Raw genomic sequence first — 16,564 nt, forward strand, 5'->3', positions numbered from 1 at the left:
ATCTACATCATGTGTGCGGCGATTGGCGGGAAAATCGTCGGGCGCTGAGGGGGCGGGCGCAGGGTGCGCTGCGGCGGCAATTCATGTTAGCCTTGCGCCAGCCGCATGCCCTGATGTAGGCATGCCCTTGACAGGAGGATGACCATGCCGCCGCAGCGCCCGCAGTCCAACGGATGGACGACCGCCGAGGCAGCGGCGCGCCTTGCCGCCGATGGTCCGAACGAACTGCCGGCGGCGCGCCCGCTGGGCTACTGGCGCCTGCTGGCCGAGATCGTCCGCGAGCCGATGTTTTTGCTGCTGCTGGCGTGCGGCGCCATCTATCTGCTGCTGGGCGACCGCCAGGAAGCGGCCATGCTGCTGGGCTTCGTGGTGCTCGTCATCGGCATCAGCTATGTCCAGCGGCAGCGCACGGAACGTTCGCTGTCCGCCTTGCGCGATTTGTCCAGCCCCCGCGCGCTGGTGATACGCGACGGGTGCCAGGCGCGCATCGCCGGGCGCGAGCTGGTGCGCGGCGACCTGGTCCTGCTGGCCGAAGGCGACCGCGTGCCGGCCGACATCGCCCTGCTGACGGCGTCGAACCTGATGGCCGATGAATCGATGCTGACGGGCGAGTCGGTGCCGGTCGTCAAGCTGGTGCCGGACTGCGTGTACGCGGGCACCCTGATTACGCAGGGCACGGCCAGCGGCAGCGTGACGGCCACGGGCGCGCGCAGCGCCCTGGGGCGCATCGGCGCCGCGCTGGCCGCGCAGGGCGGGGAGCTGACGCCGGTTCAGCAGGAAACGCGGCGCGTCGTGCGCGCTGTCGCCATCGGCGCGCTGGGCCTGGCGGCGGCGCTCGGGCTGGCCTACTGGTGGCTGCGCGGTGACGCGCTGCGCGGCTTGCTGGCCGGGCTGACTCTGGCCATGGCCCTGCTGCCCGAGGAATTGCCGGTGATCCTGACGCTGTTCCTGGGACTGGGCGCCTGGCGCCTGGGGCGCGAGCACGTGCTGGCGCGCAGCATGCCGGCCATCGAACTCCTGGGGGCGACGACGGTGCTGTGCGTCGACAAGACGGGCACCCTGACCAGCAACCGCATGCAGCTGCGCCGCCTGTGGTCGGAAGAGGCCGCTTACGCGTGTGGCCAGGCGCCGGAACCGCCCTTGCCGGAAGCGCTGCACGGCCTGCTCGAATATGCCGTGCTGGCCAGCCACCGGCAAGCCTTCGATCCCATGGAGGCGGCCATCGGCACGGCCGGCGCGCGGCTGCTGGCGAACACGGAACACCTGCATGGCGACTGGATGCTGGTTGACGACTATCCGCTGTCGCGCCAGATGCTGGCCATGTCGCGCGTATGGCGCTCGCCCAGCCGGCAAGACTACGTGATCGCCGCCAAGGGCGCGCCGGAAGCCATCATGGACCTGTGCCACCTGGCGCCCGCGCACGGCGCGCGCATCGCGGCGCAGGTGGCAGTCCTGGCCGACAGCGGCATGCGCGTGATCGGCGTCGCCTGCGCCACCTTCGCCGCGCCGTCGCTGCCGTCGGACCAGCACGATTTCGATTTCGCTTTCCTCGGCCTGCTGGCGCTGGAAGACCCCGTGCGCGCCGAAGTGCCAGCGGCGGTGGCGCAATGCCGCGAGGCCGGCATGCGCGTGGTGATGATCACGGGCGACCATCCTGCCACGGCCCTGTCGATCGCGCGCCAGGCGGGCATCCCCACGCAGGGCGCGCCACTGACGGGCGGCGAACTCGACGGCATGGACGATGCCGCGCTGCAGGAGCGCCTGGCCGGGGCGAGCGTATGCTGCCGCATCGCGCCGGCGCAAAAGCTGCGCCTGGTGCAAGCCTTGCGCGCGCGCGGCGACATCGTCGCCATGACGGGCGACGGCGTCAACGACGCGCCCGCGCTGAAGGCGGCGCACATCGGCGTGGCCATGGGCGCGCGCGGCACGGACGTGGCGCGCGAGGCGGCCGCGCTGGTCTTGCTCAAGGATGATTTTTCCTCGCTGCTGGCGGCCGTGCGGCACGGGCGTCGCCTGTTCGCCAACCTGCGCAAGGCCATTGTCTTCATCGTCGCCGTGCACGTGCCGATCGCGGGCCTGTCGATCCTGCCTGTGCTGCTGGGCTGGCCGCTGCTGCTGTTGCCCGTTCACATCTTGTTCCTGCAGCTCATCATCGATCCGGCCTGTTCCATCGTCTTCGAGACCGAGCCGATGGAAGCGGGAACCATGCGCCAGCCGCCCAGAGCGACGGCTCAGCGCCTGTTCGATAGTGCCATCGTGCTGCGCGGCGTGCTGCAGGGTGCCGGACTGCTGGCACTGCTGCTGGCCCTGTTCTCGTCCGTGCGGGGCGCGGGCCAGTCCGAGGAGGCGACCCGGGCCGCCGTGTTCATTGCCCTGACCTTGTCCAACCTGGTATTGATCCACGTTAATCGCCGTCCGGCGGGCGTGGACAGGACCCGTCCGGATGGCAGGAATCCGTATGCGGGCTCGATCGCGGCGGCGGCCGTCTTGCTGCTGCTGTTGGTGCTGGGCACGCCCGCGCTGCGGCGGCTGTTTGCCTTTGCCGTGCCCGATGCCGCCTCGCTGCTGCTGTCCTGCCTGGTGGCCTTGGCGACCCTGGCGTGGTGCGCCTTGCTGCGGCATTTGCAGGCCAGCATGCGCCTTGGCGCCCGGTGACAGCTGGCCCCCACACTCAGGCGCACCCAGGCTGCAGGCGGGGCCGGCGCCGTTGCCAGGCCAGCGCCGCCATTCCCAGGCCCAGCAGCGCCAGGGTACCTGGTGCATCGACCTGCAATATCAGGATGGGTATCTGGTCCAGGGCCACAGGAATCACGTTGCCGGCAGCATCACCGAGCAGGATGTCGTTGGCGAACAGGATGGTGTTGGCCGGCGCGGGCAGGGGCGGCATCATCACCTGGAAGGCCAGCGTAGCCAGGCGGAAACCGTCGCCTTGCAGCTGGCCCAGCGTCAGGCCGTCCAGCAGCGACACTTCGTCCAGGTGCAGCAGGCCTGGCGTACTGGCGTCGGCAAAGGCCAGCGCCTGGGCGCCGCCGTCCGTCTGGCCGAGCGCCGTGCCCCAGCCCGATGGCGCGCCTGGCAGGTAAAACAGCAGGTCCGGATCGTAATACAGGTCCAGATGAAAGGCGCCAAGCTCCGTGCTCAGGCCGCCCGATTGCAGGCCGGCGATGTTCAGGTCGACGAGCAGCATGCCGCCCGGTGCGATCTGATAGCTGCCGCGCGGCACCAGGGTCAGTTGCAGCGCTTGCGCCAGTGGTGCCCAGCTCAGGCACGCCAACCACAGCATTGCTGCAATACATAGCTTCTTCATGATGAATCTCCCGCGAATGGAATGATCCGGCCAGGTCGGGCCGGTATGGATGTACCTGCCTACATGCACAGGGGTTGGCTGCAGCTTGCCACCAGTTTGCGCACGTCGAGCGCGGTGATGCGGCCGTCATGGTCGAGGTCGCGCGGGTCATTCGGACCCGATGCCAGGGTGTTCAGGCTCAGCAGCAAGATGTTCAGGTCGTCGCGGTTGATTGCGCCATCGTTATTCAGGTCGCCCGGCGCGGCGCTGACGCTGGTGTAGGTGATGCTCAGTTCCGAGTAGTCGACCATGGTGTCGTCCGCCAGCAGCACGTCCAGGTGTTTGTCACTTGCCAGCATGGGCAGGAGGTTGGCCACCAGGTCGGGCTGTCCGGTCACGCTATCGGCGGTAAAGTTGCGCAGCGGCGTCTTCGCCAGGTTCTATACCAGATCGTAGGTAGCGCCCGCTTGTGGCGGAAAGCCCAGCAGGTCGTGCAGGGCGATGACCCTGCTCGATTGCCCCTGGTCGGGAACATTACTCTGGTTAAAAAGGATGACGTCATTGTCGACGATGTCGCCCGTCATCTTGACATGCAGTTTGACGGTGGCCGAGGTGATGATGGCGCCTTCCGGTACAGCGATCTCATGCGTCAGTCCCACCGACTGGTTCCGTGCAGGCTGGTCCAGGTCGATGGCGGGTGCCGCCACGAGCTTGTCCTGCATGTCGAGCACATGCTGCGACTTGGGCGTCGTGTCGGCCAGGTCGCCGGGATGGAAGTCATCCTTGTCGCCGACCAGGCTGATCTGGGCCGGCGCTCGTTGCACCAGTACCTGTTCTGGTGATGCATTGATGTTGTAGCTGTCAAAAAAGACCCAGTGATACACCCCACTGTCGGTCGCCCGGATATCGATCTGGTTGTCGCCGAGCCGCAGTGCTGGCGTCATGTCGATCGCCACGGCCGCAGGCTGACCGTTGGGCATCATATGTGCAGACAACTGGTAAGTGCCGACTGGAATGCCATTGACCGTCAGGGTCATCTCGTCGTCCGCCGCCACCAGCGCGACGATTTGCGGTTTCATCCCATTTTCCGGCTCCAGGTGAAGCTGGTGGCGGAAATATGCGGTGGTCGGCGGACTGCCGGCCTCGGGAACGCCGGGGCCGGGCCAGTACCACATCAGCTTGGCATGTATCCCCAGCGCATTCAGGAAGGGATTGGGCATGGTGTGGGGATTGGGATAGGGCCCATAGGCGGGGATCCAGCCGCTGACGCCGTTGGGACTGGCCAGCCAGCCGTTGCCGGCACCGCTCAGCAGGTCGGTGCGGGCCGATGCCGCGTCAGCGGCCGGCGCCGCCATCAGCAGGCTGGCGGCGGCCAGCGCGGTGCCGCCGTAGCAGAGGCAGCGCGCGCATGCCGCCGCAATTGTTCGAGCAAAGGTTTTCATGACGTCCTCTTTCAAAGTGCTGCGAGTAGGGGAAAGACAGGCCTCGCAGGCAGGTTTTGTCTGCACACGTGCCAGAGCAAGAACAGGGCCAAGAGGCGCAAGTTCTTGATTCATAAAGAACATTGAGGTGGGGAAGCAGCAGTTGCTGTGGCGGCTGTCAAATTCTTCGACAGATCAGGCCGCCTATTACCGACACGCTGTTGCTGACATTCGTGCTCCAGTACGACAGGAACTGAATCAATGCATCAAGGACGCCGGGTCGCCACTCGAACTCAATAAAGCAGCGCCCGGATTCAACATCGATCTTTTCAATTGCGGCTCTGCGTCCGGGGGGGGGGCTCCGGAGCCTCCAGCTTGACCCGCGTTGCTTGAGGTCCGGCAGGGCAATACATGATGTCTGATTAACTTCTTGTTTGAGTATTTTATAGCGATGCCGCCATTAGCGCGCGAAAAACTCCAACACCATCCGGTTGAATTTTTCGGCATGCTCCCATTGTGCCCAGTGTCCGCAGCGGCCGAAAATATGCATGTCGGCATTGGGCAAGCCGGCGGCCAGACGCAGGCCGACATCGAGCGGCACGAAACGGTCATCGCGACCCCATATAATCAAGGCGGCGGACTTGATTTCATGCAGGCGATGGCCGTAGTCCGGAAACTGTTTCGGGTTGGCCGCGCTGCTCTTGACGAAGCTCTCCAGGTGATCCTGGCGGGCCACGATGTTCGCCAGTCGCGTTTGCATCAATTCTTCCGTCATGCTGCCCGCGTCATACACGAAAACGTTGAGCATCTTCTTCAGATTGTCGAGTGTCGGTTCCCGGTACAGGCCCTGCAACAGCTTGATGCCTTCGGTTGGCATGGGCACGAACTGGCTCGGTCCACCCGTGCCGCCGCCCATCAGCACCAGCTTTCCGACGCGCTCGGGATACGCCAGCGTGAAGGCCACCGCACTGTGGCCGCCCATGGAATTGCCGATCAGATCAGCGCTTTGCACGTCCAGCTGGTCGAGCAGGCTCTTCAGGACGCGCGCGTTGAGGTCCGAGCGCGAGCCGGTGCATACCACCGTGTCGCTTTGACCCCAGCCTGGAAAGTCGGGCAGGATCACGCGGTAGCCGGCATCGACAAACGCCTGGACATTGGCGTTGAAATTGGCCCAGCCGCTGGCGCCGGGACCCGAGCCGTGCAGCATCACCACGACCTGGGCACCGTCGCCGGCGACGTTGTAGTGAAGACGCAGTTCGGTGCCGCCTTCGATGACATTCGCGAATTTGCTGGTAACGTCACTGTTGGTTTGATTCGTCGTCATAGTGCTTCCTTTGTTCAGATGGACTTATTGTTGAAAACGCGCGACGCCGGCAGCGCCTCGCGCGGGAAATTGGAGACCAGCACGAGCGCGCTGATTGCCGCGATGACGATAAGAGGGATGCTGGCCATGACCAGCGTGGCAGGGCTTTGTCCCAGCGCCAGCAGTTGGCCGGCGAGCAGCGGGCCAACCATCGAGCCTACGCGGCCAACGGCGATCGCCGCGCCAACGCCGGTACCCCGGATGTGCGTGGGGTAGGCGGCCCCGGCAAGCGCATACAGCACCGATTGCGCCCCCACCAGAAACAGGCCGGCCAGAAGGCCGCCCAGCGCCATCGACGTGCCGCCGGTGGCGCCGGCAAGTGCGCACAGGGCCAGCGCGATGCCGATATAGGTGCCGATCAGCGTGGACCTCCGGCCCAGGCGGTCCGTGAAGCTGGCGATCGTCACCGCGCCGACACCGCCGCCAATATTGAACATCATCTGCACCACACCGGCTTGCACGGGCGTCAGGCCGCGATTGAGGACCATCGAGGGCAACCAGTTCATCAGGAAGTACAACACGACCAGGGTGCCCAGATAGCTGCACCACAGGGCCAGCGTGGTGCCGGCGCGGCCTTCCCGCCACAGCGCGTTACTGATGCTGACGGAAACGCTGGCGCTGGCCTGGCGCGCCAGCGTTTCAAAACGGTTGGACTCGCGCAGGAATAGTGCCAGCAGCGGCAGCGTTAGCAGCGGCCCGATACTGCCGATGTAAAAGATATGGCGCCAGTCATGATCCCCGGGACTGGCGATGCCGATCACGGCCGCCAGTGCCGCGCCAAACGGCATCCCGCAATACATGGCGCCGACCGCCGCCCCACGTCGTTCTGGCGGTGCCGCTTCGGAGCACAGCGCTACCAGGTTTGGCATGGCGGCGCCTACACCCAGTCCTGTCAAAAAGCGCGCCGCGAGCAGGCTGTTCAAATCCCATGCCATTGTGGTGGCCATGGAGAAAATGCCGAAGAGGGCGACCGACAGCATGAGCACAGGTTTGCGGCCGAGCCGGTCCGCCAGCCTGCCGCCGATCGCCGCACCGGGCAGCAAGCCCAGCGCCCCGATGCTGAACGCCCACCCCAGCTGGTCTTTCGCCAACATCAGTTCGCGCGCCATGCGCGGTGCCGCCACGCCGGTCGATTGCAGGTCCAGCCCCTCGAGCAACGCGACGACGAAACATAGTGCAATAGTAAGCACGCCTCCTGAGGGCAGGCGCTGGTCATTTAACGATTTCATACAGGTCTCCTGGTTGTGATGAGCGACGCTCTTGTTGGCGCTACGCTACGGTGAAAATCAATGAAATTTACTGCGCAGCGGACTCCATGCGTTTCTTCAGATCCAGTGCCACATCGACGATCATGTCCTCCTGGCCGCCGACCATGCGACGCTTGCCCAGTTCGACCAGGATATCGATCGTTTTCAGGTTATATTTGCCGGCCGCCGTTTCGGCGTGGCGCAAAAAGCTTGAATAGACGCCCGCATAACCGAGCGCCAGCGTTTCACGATCTACGCGCACCGGCCGGTCCTGCAGGGGACGCACGATGTCGTCTGCCGCATCGAGCAAGGTATAGAGATCGGTGCCATGGTTCCAGCCCAGGCGCTCGGCGGCGGCGATGAACACTTCCAGCGGCGCATTGCCAGCGCCCGCACCCATGCCGGCCAGACTGGCGTCGATACGGTCGCAACCGGCTTCCACCGCCGCGATCGAATTGGCCACGCCCAGGCTGAGGTTGTGATGGGCATGCATGCCGGTCTGCGTAGCGGGATCCAGCGTGCCCTTGAGTGCATCGAAGCGCTCGCGGATGTCATTCATATTCATCGCGCCACCCGAATCCACCACGTACACACAGGTGGCGCCGTAGCTTTCCATCTTCTTCGCCTGGATGGCCAGTTGCGCTGGTGTGATCATGTGGCTCATCATCAGGAAGCCGACCGTGTCCATGCCCAGTTCGCGTGCATGGGCGATATGCTGTTGCGAGATATCCGCTTCGGTGCAGTGGGTGGCGACGCGCACGGTGCGCGCGCCAGCGTTGTAGGCATCCTTCAGGTCGTGGATCGTGCCGATACCGGGCAGCAGCAGGGTGGCGATGGCGGCATGCTGCACCACGTCGGCTACCGCTTCGATCCATTCCAGGTCGCTGTGCCGGCCGAAGCCGTAGTTGAAGCTGGAGCCTTGCAGGCCATCGCCGTGGGCTACCTCGATGCTGTCCACGCCGGCCTTGTCGAGGGCGCGGGCAATGTCCTGCACGTTCTGGATCGAATACTGGTGGCGGATCGCATGCATGCCATCGCGCAGCGTCACGTCCGAGATGTAGAGTTTCTTAGTCATATTGTTCCGCCTTATCGTTGTGCCGTGAGCATCTTTGCTGCCATACGCTCGGCGGTCGCGAGGGCGGCCGAGGTCATGATATCCAGGTTGCCCGCATAGGCCGGCAGGTAGTGGGCTGCGCCTTCCACCTCGACGAAGATCGTGGTCTTCAGTCCGCTGAGCAGGCCCAGGCCCGGAATATTGAGCGGTGCATCGGCCGGGATCTCATCGAACTGCACCTGCTGCTTCAGATGGTAGCCAGGCACATAGGCGTGCACGGCGGCCGCCATTTCGGCGATGGATGCCTCGATGCGTGCGCGGTCGGCGACGTCGGAAAGCACGTAGATGGTGTCGCGCATCATCAGCGGCGGTTCCGCCGGATTCAGCACGATGATGGCCTTGCCTTTGGCTGCGCCGCCGACCACTTCGATCGCTTTCGAGGTGGTCTCGGTGAATTCGTCGATATTGGCGCGGGTACCCGGTCCGGCCGATTTACTGCTGATCGAGGCGATGATTTCCGCGTAATGCACCTTCGCCACACGGCTTACGGCCGCCACCATCGGTATTGTTGCCTGGCCGCCGCAGGTAACCATGTTGACATTGAGCGCTTCCAGATGGGCATCCAGGTTGACGACCGGCACGCAGTATGGGCCGATGGCGGCCGGTGTCAGGTCGATCAGGCGGATGCCGGGCTTGAGCTGGCGCAGGAAGGCATCGTTTGTGACGTGGGCGCCGGCCGAGGTGGCGTCGAACACGAATTCGATCTCGTCGAATACCGGCAAACGCGCCAGTCCCTCGACGCCTTCGTGCGTGGTGGCTACGCCCAGGCGCGCCGCGCGCGCCAGGCCGTCCGAGGCCGGATCGATGCCGACCATCGCCGCCACCTCCAGATGCTGGCTGTGGCGCATGATCTTGATCATCAGGTCGGTGCCGATGTTGCCGGATCCGATGATGGCAGCCTTGCGTTTGCCAGGCCGCGGCGTATTGGTATCGTCGTATGTCATGGTGTCTCCGTGAGGGTGAATTAAGCGCTGAAGGCGGCGCGCACGCTGCCCAGTCCGTCGATCTGTACGGTGTAGATGCCCGGCTGCGTGACCGCGACCATGGGGCCAAGCGCGCCGGTCAGCACGATGTCGCCGGCGCGCAACGGCGTGCCCAGCTGCACCATGCGGTCCGCCAGCCAGACAGCGGCGTTGAGCGGATTGCCCAGACAGGCCGCGCCGGTGCCGCGCGACAGCACTTCGTCGCCCTGGGACAACGTCATCGCGCAGGCCGTCAGATCGAGTTCGCGCAGCGGCACAGGACGGCTGCCCAGCACGAACAGCGCGCTCGATGCGTTGTCGGCGACCGTATCGGCAAAGCGGATGTCCCAGTTGCGCACCCGGCTGTCCACCACTTCAATCGCGGCCACGGCATAGGCGGTCGCGCCGATAATGTCAGCGTAGGTATGCTTGTCGGCGGTCAGGTCGCGTTGCAGCACCAAGGCGATTTCCGCTTCCACCTTGGGTTGGATCAGCGACGACAGCGCCATGGGCTGGTTGTCGCCATAGGCCATGGCCGCGAACAGCGTGCCGAAGTCGGGTTGGTCGACGCCCAGTTGCCGCTGTACGGCGGCCGAGGTCAGGCCGATCTTTCTGCCGACGATGCGTTCACCCTGGGCGCTGCGCGCCCGGACGTTGGCCTGCTGCACGGCGTAGGCCAGCATGGCGTCGCCGTGCGCCAGCTCGGCGCGTACCGGGTCTATCGGTGCGCGGGTTTGTTCGGCTTGCCGCAAGCGAGCGGCGAGCAACTCGATGAGTGCTTGGTCAGACATGGTGGTTTCCTTGGTTAGAGTGCGCGCGCATGCATGGCGCCAAAGCCGGCGATCCACTCGGGAATCGGGCGGTAATAGTCGATGCAAGCCTGGTACGGGCCGCTTGCCGCCAAGGCGCCGAATGCCGCCACCCAGGTGCGGATTTCATGTGCGGACTTGCCGCCTTCGCGCGCGATCGCCGCATTCGTGTAGCCGTCAACCGCAGTGATTTCTCCACGCTGCAGCACGTCGAGGAAGGCGCGGTCCCACGCCGGATTGAGCGGATGCAAGCGGCTATCTCCTGCGGCGAAGGCTTGTGCCGCGGCGACGGTGCGGGCCTGGCGGGCGTCGCGCGATGCGGGCGTGGGATTGCGGCCGGCGATCAATCGCTCGGCCACAACTGCGTCCGCGCCGACGATTTCCGGCACCGGCGGTTCGTGCGAAATGCCACCCGAACCAATCAGCAGCACGCGGCGGTCCATGCCGGCGAGGTAACGGCCGATGGCATCGCCCAGCAGGCGGGCGCGACGGCATGTCGCCATCGGCGGCGCGACGGAATTGATGAAGACCGGCACCACTGGATAACGGTCTATGCCACCGGTCAGCACGTCGAGCGCTTGCGCGCAGCCATGGTCGACTTGCATGCGGTAGGAAACGGCGATGTCGATATCGTTGGCCAATGCGGCCTGCGCCAGGGCGAGCGCCGCCTCGCCATCGACCGGCAGCGGTCCGGCAGGGCTGTTGAAATCGCCGATGGCCGTGGCTTGCACGCCGATGCAAAATTGCGGCATGACCTCGTAGAAGAAACCGTTGTAATGATCGGGGGCAAATATGATCACCAGCTCAGGATCGAAGGCGGCGACCCGGGCACGCGCCGCCGCTTGCATGCGCTCGACTTCCTCGACTATGTCGGGTGCCGGGTCGTGGTAGCCATGCAGAGGCGAGTGTGACATGCATTCAAGATGGATGGTCGCCATATCATGCCTCCGCTGCAGTGGAGCGCAAGCCGGCCGCCATGGGGCACGGAACCTCGGCATCGCGCTGCGGGTACGGCGCCGCTACAGGCTGCATCGATAACTGCCGCCCCAGACGCACGACCGTATCGGACACCAGTTGCGGTGCGCACATTGCCGCGACAAAGCGGTCCGGCCGCAACAGGACGACCGACTCCGGCACGTCAGCAAACCAATCCTTCAGGCGACCGTCGATATCGCCGATGGCGATCACACCGGCGGGCACGTCGTCGTGGAAACGCATCTGCGTATCGGGCTTGGCGATGACAAAGCAGCCGCCGAGCGCGGCCCAGATGGCACGCGCCTCCGATGTCAAGCCGAAGGTCGGGTCGGCGCCCCAGCCAATGATGGCGAAACGGTTGCCAATGGCGTCGTCGAAGCGCACGATGCTCTTGTCTTCTTGCCGCACCAGCGGTTGAATGAACATGCGACCGACGGGCGTCGCCGCACAGGGATCGCGGCCATATACCATGCGGCCAATGGCGGACTCGCGTTTTTCGCTCATCAAGCCCAGCAGCCGGCCTGGCGCGGTATGGCCCATCCTGTCCAGTATCCGCGCCAGCATGCCGTCACGGCGCGCACGCGCTGGCGACAGGACCGCACCTTCTTCGTAGCGTGGCATCGGCTTGAAGCGCATCTCAACCACATAGCGCTTAAGCGAAGGCAGGGTGTTGAAGGTGCCGACAAAACGGTCGCGCACCCATGAGCCCAGGCGGCTGGTCGGGGCAAAGATGTCGCCCGCCACCTCCGACAGGTGGATCATCGAGCGGACATGCGCACGGCGTTCCATCGTGTAGGTATCGAGGAGGGCGCCATGCGCCTGCCCCTTGACGACCGCTGCCAGCTTCCAGCCCAGATTGCTCGCGTCGCGGATGCCGCTGTTGTAGCCCTGGCCCTGCCACACCGGCATGACATGGGCGGCGTCGCCAGCCAGCAGTATGCGTTGCACGCGGAAGGTGGACGCCAGCCGCGCGTTGTGCGTGTAGACGCGCTTGCGGATATAGTCCACCTTGTCGGGTTCGGCCACGACGTTGCGCATCAGCGCCGCCAGATTATGGGGCTTCGACAACTCTTCTTCCGTTTCGCCTGGCATCACCATAAATTCGAAACGGCGGATGCCATGCGGCAGCGCTGCCGACACGTAGGGACGCTTGGCGTCGCAATGCAGGTAGACGTGCGGTGAGCCGATCGGATCATTGCGCACATCGATGACAATCCACTGATTGGGCTTGGTGCGGCCTTCGAACGGCAGGTTGAGCGTGCGCCGCACAAAGCTGTTGCCGCCATCGGCACCCACCAGGTAGCCGGCGCGGGCGGTCTTGCGCGCGCCATTTGCATCGCTAAGCTCGATGGTGACGCCGCTCGTATCCTGGCTGAAGCGCTCGACGTTGTGGCCGAGCAGCCTGTCCACGTGCGCAAAACGGTTCAATCCTTGGTACAGAATGCCGTCAGCCAGCGGTTGAATGAAAGCGTTGCGGCGTGGCCAGCCGAACTCATCACTGCGTGGCTCGATCGATGCGAAGCACTGGCCGCGCAACGTGAAACGCATCCAGTGATTGGGTGTAGTATGGGGCAGTAGCTCATCCGCCAGTCCAACCGATTGAAATACGCGCAAGGCCTCGTCATCGAGTCCGATGGCGCGCGGATAATCGATGATTTCACCGAGCTTTTCAATCAGCGTCACGCGGACGCCTTGCAAGCCGAGGATGTTTGCAATCATCAATCCGACCGGTCCGGCGCCGATGATGGCGACGTCGGTCTCGATGAATTGCGTATCGTTGGGGTGGCGATCGTTGTCGATCGCCATATTGCTGGCATTATCCATCATCGTCTCCTGAATGATTTGCGCGTTCTGTAGATCGCGTTCTGCATGCAGTCTAGGCGTAGGGGATAACTTGCTCAATAATATGTACAACTTGTGCATATTATGCACATCACTGATTCTAAAGGGATTTTTCTTGACTGTTTATACCAGCGTACAGGGACTGGCGCGCGGCCTGCAGGTGCTCAAGGCGTTGAACTCGATGGAAGGCGGACGCGCGACCAGCCAGCAGCTCGCCGATCTGACAGGGCTGCACCGGACCACAGTGCGACGCCTGCTCGAAACGCTGATGGAGGAGGGGTACGTGCGCAGGAGCCGCTCCGACGACAGCTTCCGCCTGACGTTGTCGGTACGTGCGCTGAGTGAAGGCTTTACCGATGCCGAGCGTATCGCAACGGTGGCGCCGCCGATCATGGGGCGCTTGCTGCAACGGATAACCTGGCCGTCGGACCTTACCACGCCGGACGGCGACGCCATGATCATCCGCGAAACCACGCATCGATTCAGTCCACTTTCCTTTCACCGCGCAATGGTCGGGCGGCGCTTGCCCATGTTATTGACTGCCGCTGGCAGGGCTTACTTCGCGAACTGCGCCGAGGTAGAGCGGGAAGAAATCCTGGAACTGCTGCGCGCAGGCGCCGGCGGCGAAGAACAGCAGACTATGGCAAGAAATGTGGCGCTGGTGCGCGCGCTGATCAAACGGGTACGCGATGAAGGATACGGCGGCAACAGCGGTGACTGGGCGGCGCAAGCGAAGATCGGGGCGCTGGCGGTTCCCGTGTTTGCCAACGGCAGTGTGCGGGGCAGCCTGAACGTGGTGTACCTGAGCCGTGCGGTTAGTCTGGCGGAGGCCCAGCGCAAGTTCTTGCCAGAGTTGCAGCGCGCAGCGCTGGATATCAGTGTGGCACTCGAGGCCGGGCTTGTCCAAACAGTTGCTACACCTTTATAGCCTGGCGTTGACGAACGTGCGCGGGATCGTCAAAACGCGTGAACGCGACCCGATTTGCTCAAATATATTTGTATTTGTATATTTGTTTCCATTGGTGAATACATGCGGCACTGGCTCGCTTGCGCCACTTTCCCGTCTAAAACCGTCCTATTCCTCCGTCTGCTTCAGATATTTGCTGTCTTATATAAGATTCGTCGCCATCGGATACACAAACAGCGGCAGGACAGTCTAAAATACGTGGTGGGCAAGCACGGCGTCACCGCCGGCACACTAGCCGTCCAAAGCAAGGCTAACCGTCCTGTGTTTGGAATGAAGAAAGTTAACCACCAGGCATCACCGCATACAAGGGAATGAACATGGCAACACAAAAATCCAAAATCATCTACACGCTGACTGACGAGGCGCCGCTGCTCGCGACGTATTCCCTGCTGCCGATTATCAAAAAATTCACCGCGCCGGCCGGCGTGGACGTCGTCTCCAGCGATATTTCGGTGGCGGCACGTGTACTGGCTGAATTTCCCGAATTCCTGACGGACGCGCAAAAAGTCCCGAATACCCTGGCTGAACTGGGCAAATTGACCCAGAATCCGGACACCAACATCATCAAACTGCCGAACATCAGCGCCTCGCAAGGCCAGTTGATCGCTTGCGTGCGCGAATTGCAAGGCCGTGGTTACAAGCTGCCCGACTATCCGGAAGATGCGAAGACCGAAGAAGAAAAAGCCTTGAAGGCCCGCTACGGCAAATGCATCGGCAGCTCGGTCAATCCGGTCCTGCGTGAAGGCAATTCCGACCGCCGCGCACCGAAGGCCGTCAAGGAGTATGCACGCAAGCACCCGCATTCGATGGGCGAGTGGAGCCAGGCATCGCAAACCCACGTTTCGCACATGCACCATGGCGACTTTTACCATGGCGAAAAATCGCTGACCCTGGAAAAGGCGCGCGATGTCAAGATGGAACTGGTCACGGCTTCGGGCAAGACCATCGTGCTGAAACCGAAGGTTTCCCTGCAAGCGGGCGAAATCATCGACAGCATGTTCATGAGCAAGAAAGCGCTGCTGGAGTTCTACGAGAAGGAAATCGACGACGCCTTCAAGACGGGCGTGATGTTCTCGCTGCACGTCAAGGCCACCATGATGAAAGTGTCGCACCCGATCGTCTTCGGCCACTGCGTGCGCATTTTCTACAAGGACGCGTTCGCCAAGCACGCGGAACTGTTCGACAAGCTGGGCGTCAATGTCAACAATGGCATGAGCAACCTGTACGACAAGATCGAGACCCTGCCAGCGTCGCAAAAAGATGAAGTATTGAAAGATTTGCACGCCTGCCACGCGAATCGTCCGGAACTGGCCATGGTCGATTCGGCCAAGGGCATCACCAACTTCCACTCGCCGAACGACATCATCGTCGACGCGTCGATGCCCGCCATGATCCGTATCGGCGGCAAGATGTGGGGCGCCGATGGCCGTCCGAAAGACGTCAAGGCAGTCATGCCGGAATCGACTTTCGCGCGCATTTACCAGGAAATGATCGGTTTCTGCAAATGGCATGGCAACTTCGATCCGAAGACCATGGGCACCGTGCCGAACGTGGGCCTGATGGCGCAGCAAGCGGAAGAATACGGTTCGCACGACAAGACGTTTGAAGTGCCTGAAGGCGGCACGGCCAACATCACCGACCTGGAAACGGGCGAAGTGCTGCTGACGCAAACGGTGGAAGAGGGCGATATCTGGCGCATGTGCCAGGTCAAGGACGCACCGATCCGCGACTGGGTCAAGCTGGCCGTCACCCGTGCGCGCAACTCGGGCATGCCTGCCGTGTTCTGGCTCGATTCCTACCGTCCGCACGAGAACGAAGTCATCAAGAAGGTACAGGTTTACCTGAAGGATCACGACACCAAGGGCCTGGACATCCAGATCATGTCGCAGACGCGCGCTATGCGCTACACCCTGGAACGCGCGTTCCGCGGCCTGGACACCATCTCGGTGACCGGCAACATCCTGCGCGACTACCTGACCGATCTGTTCCCGATCCTGGAACTGGGCACGTCCGCCAAGATGCTGTCGATCGTGCCGCTGATGGCCGGTGGCGGCATGTACGAAACGGGCGCCGGCGGTTCGGCACCGAAACACGTCAAGCAGCTGGTGGAAGAAAACCATCTGCGCTGGGATTCGCTGGGCGAGTTCCTGGCCCTGGCCGTGTCGCTGGAAGACATGGGCATCAAGACGGGCAATGCGAAGGCCAAGATCCTCGCGAAAACCCTCGACGAAGCCACCGGCAAGCTGCTGGACAACAACAAGTCGCCATCGCCACGCACCGGCGAACTGGACAACCGCGGCAGCCATTTCTACCTGGCCATGTATTGGGCGCAAGCCCTGGCAGCGCAGAAGGACGACGCGGAACTGGCGGCGCACTTCGCGCCAGTGGCGAAAGCCCTGGCCGACAACGAAGAGAAGATCGTTGCCGAGCTGAAAGCAGTGCAGGGCAAGGAAACGGATATCGGCGGCTACTACCTGCCAGATCCGGCGAAGACGGAAGCGGTCATGCGTCCTAGCGCCAGCCTGAATGCCGTGCTCGACACCATCTGATGCCGTCCTACAGGCAGTAAGTCCTTGAC

Annotated in this window: 13 protein-coding genes; 3 read left to right on the plus strand and 10 right to left on the minus strand. The window is 63.4% G+C overall.

Features of this window, described 5'->3' with window-relative positions:
• The first annotated feature begins 144 nt into the window (after positions 1 to 144).
• Positions 145 to 2,655, plus strand: coding sequence for a cation-translocating P-type ATPase (locus ACQ4WQ_RS07495; protein WP_436495799.1), 2,511 nt, complete (start codon positions 145 to 147; stop codon positions 2,653 to 2,655).
• A gap of 16 nt (positions 2,656 to 2,671) precedes the next feature.
• Here ACQ4WQ_RS07495 and ACQ4WQ_RS07500 read toward each other — a convergent pair whose 3' ends face one another.
• From ACQ4WQ_RS07500 to ACQ4WQ_RS07545, 10 genes are all read right to left on the minus strand, one after another.
• Positions 2,672 to 3,307 carry a PEP-CTERM sorting domain-containing protein gene (locus ACQ4WQ_RS07500; protein ID WP_436495801.1) on the minus strand — a complete coding sequence of 212 codons (636 nt, stop codon included), beginning with the start codon at positions 3,305 to 3,307 and terminating at the stop codon, positions 2,672 to 2,674.
• 59 nt (positions 3,308 to 3,366) lie between these two features.
• Positions 3,367 to 3,684 carry a dockerin type I domain-containing protein gene (locus ACQ4WQ_RS07505; RefSeq protein ID WP_436495803.1) on the minus strand — a complete coding sequence of 106 codons (318 nt, stop codon included), beginning with the start codon at positions 3,682 to 3,684 and terminating at the stop codon, positions 3,367 to 3,369.
• A 42-nt stretch (positions 3,685 to 3,726) separates the two neighbouring features.
• Complete coding sequence (locus ACQ4WQ_RS07510) at positions 3,727 to 4,728, minus strand: hypothetical protein (RefSeq protein WP_436495805.1); 1,002 nt, start codon at positions 4,726 to 4,728, stop codon at positions 3,727 to 3,729.
• 439 nt (positions 4,729 to 5,167) lie between these two features.
• Positions 5,168 to 6,031 (minus strand): alpha/beta fold hydrolase, encoded by an 864-nt coding sequence (locus ACQ4WQ_RS07515; RefSeq protein WP_436495807.1) that lies wholly within the window; start codon positions 6,029 to 6,031, stop codon positions 5,168 to 5,170.
• Positions 6,032 to 6,045: 14 nt separating this feature from the next.
• Positions 6,046 to 7,299, minus strand: coding sequence for a 3-(3-hydroxy-phenyl)propionate transporter MhpT (mhpT, locus tag ACQ4WQ_RS07520; RefSeq protein WP_436495809.1), 1,254 nt, complete (start codon positions 7,297 to 7,299; stop codon positions 6,046 to 6,048).
• A gap of 67 nt (positions 7,300 to 7,366) precedes the next feature.
• Positions 7,367 to 8,392: a 4-hydroxy-2-oxovalerate aldolase gene (gene dmpG / locus ACQ4WQ_RS07525; protein WP_326459146.1), complete on the minus strand. Its 1,026-nt coding sequence runs from the start codon at positions 8,390 to 8,392 to the stop codon at positions 7,367 to 7,369.
• An 11-nt stretch (positions 8,393 to 8,403) separates the two neighbouring features.
• Complete coding sequence (locus tag ACQ4WQ_RS07530) at positions 8,404 to 9,375, minus strand: acetaldehyde dehydrogenase (acetylating) (protein ID WP_436495811.1); 972 nt, start codon at positions 9,373 to 9,375, stop codon at positions 8,404 to 8,406.
• A gap of 20 nt (positions 9,376 to 9,395) precedes the next feature.
• Positions 9,396 to 10,184 carry a 2-keto-4-pentenoate hydratase gene (mhpD, locus tag ACQ4WQ_RS07535; protein ID WP_436495813.1) on the minus strand — a complete coding sequence of 263 codons (789 nt, stop codon included), beginning with the start codon at positions 10,182 to 10,184 and terminating at the stop codon, positions 9,396 to 9,398.
• Positions 10,185 to 10,198: 14 nt separating this feature from the next.
• Positions 10,199 to 11,140 (minus strand): 3-carboxyethylcatechol 2,3-dioxygenase, encoded by a 942-nt coding sequence (locus ACQ4WQ_RS07540; RefSeq protein WP_326459143.1) that lies wholly within the window; start codon positions 11,138 to 11,140, stop codon positions 10,199 to 10,201.
• 1 nt (position 11,141) lies between these two features.
• Positions 11,142 to 12,983 carry a bifunctional 3-(3-hydroxy-phenyl)propionate/3-hydroxycinnamic acid hydroxylase gene (locus ACQ4WQ_RS07545; protein ID WP_436495982.1) on the minus strand — a complete coding sequence of 614 codons (1,842 nt, stop codon included), beginning with the start codon at positions 12,981 to 12,983 and terminating at the stop codon, positions 11,142 to 11,144.
• A gap of 151 nt (positions 12,984 to 13,134) precedes the next feature.
• Here ACQ4WQ_RS07545 and ACQ4WQ_RS07550 point away from each other — a divergent pair, with 151 nt between their 5' ends.
• Both ACQ4WQ_RS07550 and ACQ4WQ_RS07555 read left to right on the plus strand, forming a co-directional pair.
• Positions 13,135 to 13,947: a DNA-binding transcriptional regulator gene (locus tag ACQ4WQ_RS07550; RefSeq protein ID WP_436495815.1), complete on the plus strand. Its 813-nt coding sequence runs from the start codon at positions 13,135 to 13,137 to the stop codon at positions 13,945 to 13,947.
• A gap of 356 nt (positions 13,948 to 14,303) precedes the next feature.
• Positions 14,304 to 16,535 carry an NADP-dependent isocitrate dehydrogenase gene (locus ACQ4WQ_RS07555; protein WP_326459141.1) on the plus strand — a complete coding sequence of 744 codons (2,232 nt, stop codon included), beginning with the start codon at positions 14,304 to 14,306 and terminating at the stop codon, positions 16,533 to 16,535.
• Positions 16,536 to 16,564 lie beyond the last annotated feature (29 nt).

It is taken from the genome of Janthinobacterium goodfellowi (genome assembly GCF_051380695.1).
Classification (GTDB): Bacteria; Pseudomonadota; Gammaproteobacteria; order Burkholderiales; family Burkholderiaceae_D; genus Janthinobacterium.

What these genes read in the sequence shown, in the direction of transcription:
- mhpD (WP_436495813.1), bottom strand. Translation starts at nt 10,184, where the DNA reads ATGTCTGACCAAGCACTCATCGAGTTGCTCGCCGCTCGCTTGCGGCAA.
- ACQ4WQ_RS07545 (WP_436495982.1), bottom strand. Translation starts at nt 12,983, where the DNA reads ATGGCGATCGACAACGATCGCCACCCCAACGATACGCAATTCATCGAG.
- ACQ4WQ_RS07510 (WP_436495805.1), bottom strand. Translation starts at nt 4,728, where the DNA reads ATGAAAACCTTTGCTCGAACAATTGCGGCGGCATGCGCGCGCTGCCTC.
- ACQ4WQ_RS07500 (WP_436495801.1), bottom strand. Translation starts at nt 3,307, where the DNA reads ATGAAGAAGCTATGTATTGCAGCAATGCTGTGGTTGGCGTGCCTGAGC.
- ACQ4WQ_RS07555 (WP_326459141.1), top strand. Translation starts at nt 14,304, where the DNA reads ATGGCAACACAAAAATCCAAAATCATCTACACGCTGACTGACGAGGCG.
- ACQ4WQ_RS07515 (WP_436495807.1), bottom strand. Translation starts at nt 6,031, where the DNA reads ATGACGACGAATCAAACCAACAGTGACGTTACCAGCAAATTCGCGAAT.
- ACQ4WQ_RS07495 (WP_436495799.1), top strand. Translation starts at nt 145, where the DNA reads ATGCCGCCGCAGCGCCCGCAGTCCAACGGATGGACGACCGCCGAGGCA.
- ACQ4WQ_RS07530 (WP_436495811.1), bottom strand. Translation starts at nt 9,375, where the DNA reads ATGACATACGACGATACCAATACGCCGCGGCCTGGCAAACGCAAGGCT.
- mhpT (WP_436495809.1), bottom strand. Translation starts at nt 7,299, where the DNA reads ATGAAATCGTTAAATGACCAGCGCCTGCCCTCAGGAGGCGTGCTTACT.
- ACQ4WQ_RS07540 (WP_326459143.1), bottom strand. Translation starts at nt 11,140, where the DNA reads ATGGCGACCATCCATCTTGAATGCATGTCACACTCGCCTCTGCATGGC.
- dmpG (WP_326459146.1), bottom strand. Translation starts at nt 8,392, where the DNA reads ATGACTAAGAAACTCTACATCTCGGACGTGACGCTGCGCGATGGCATG.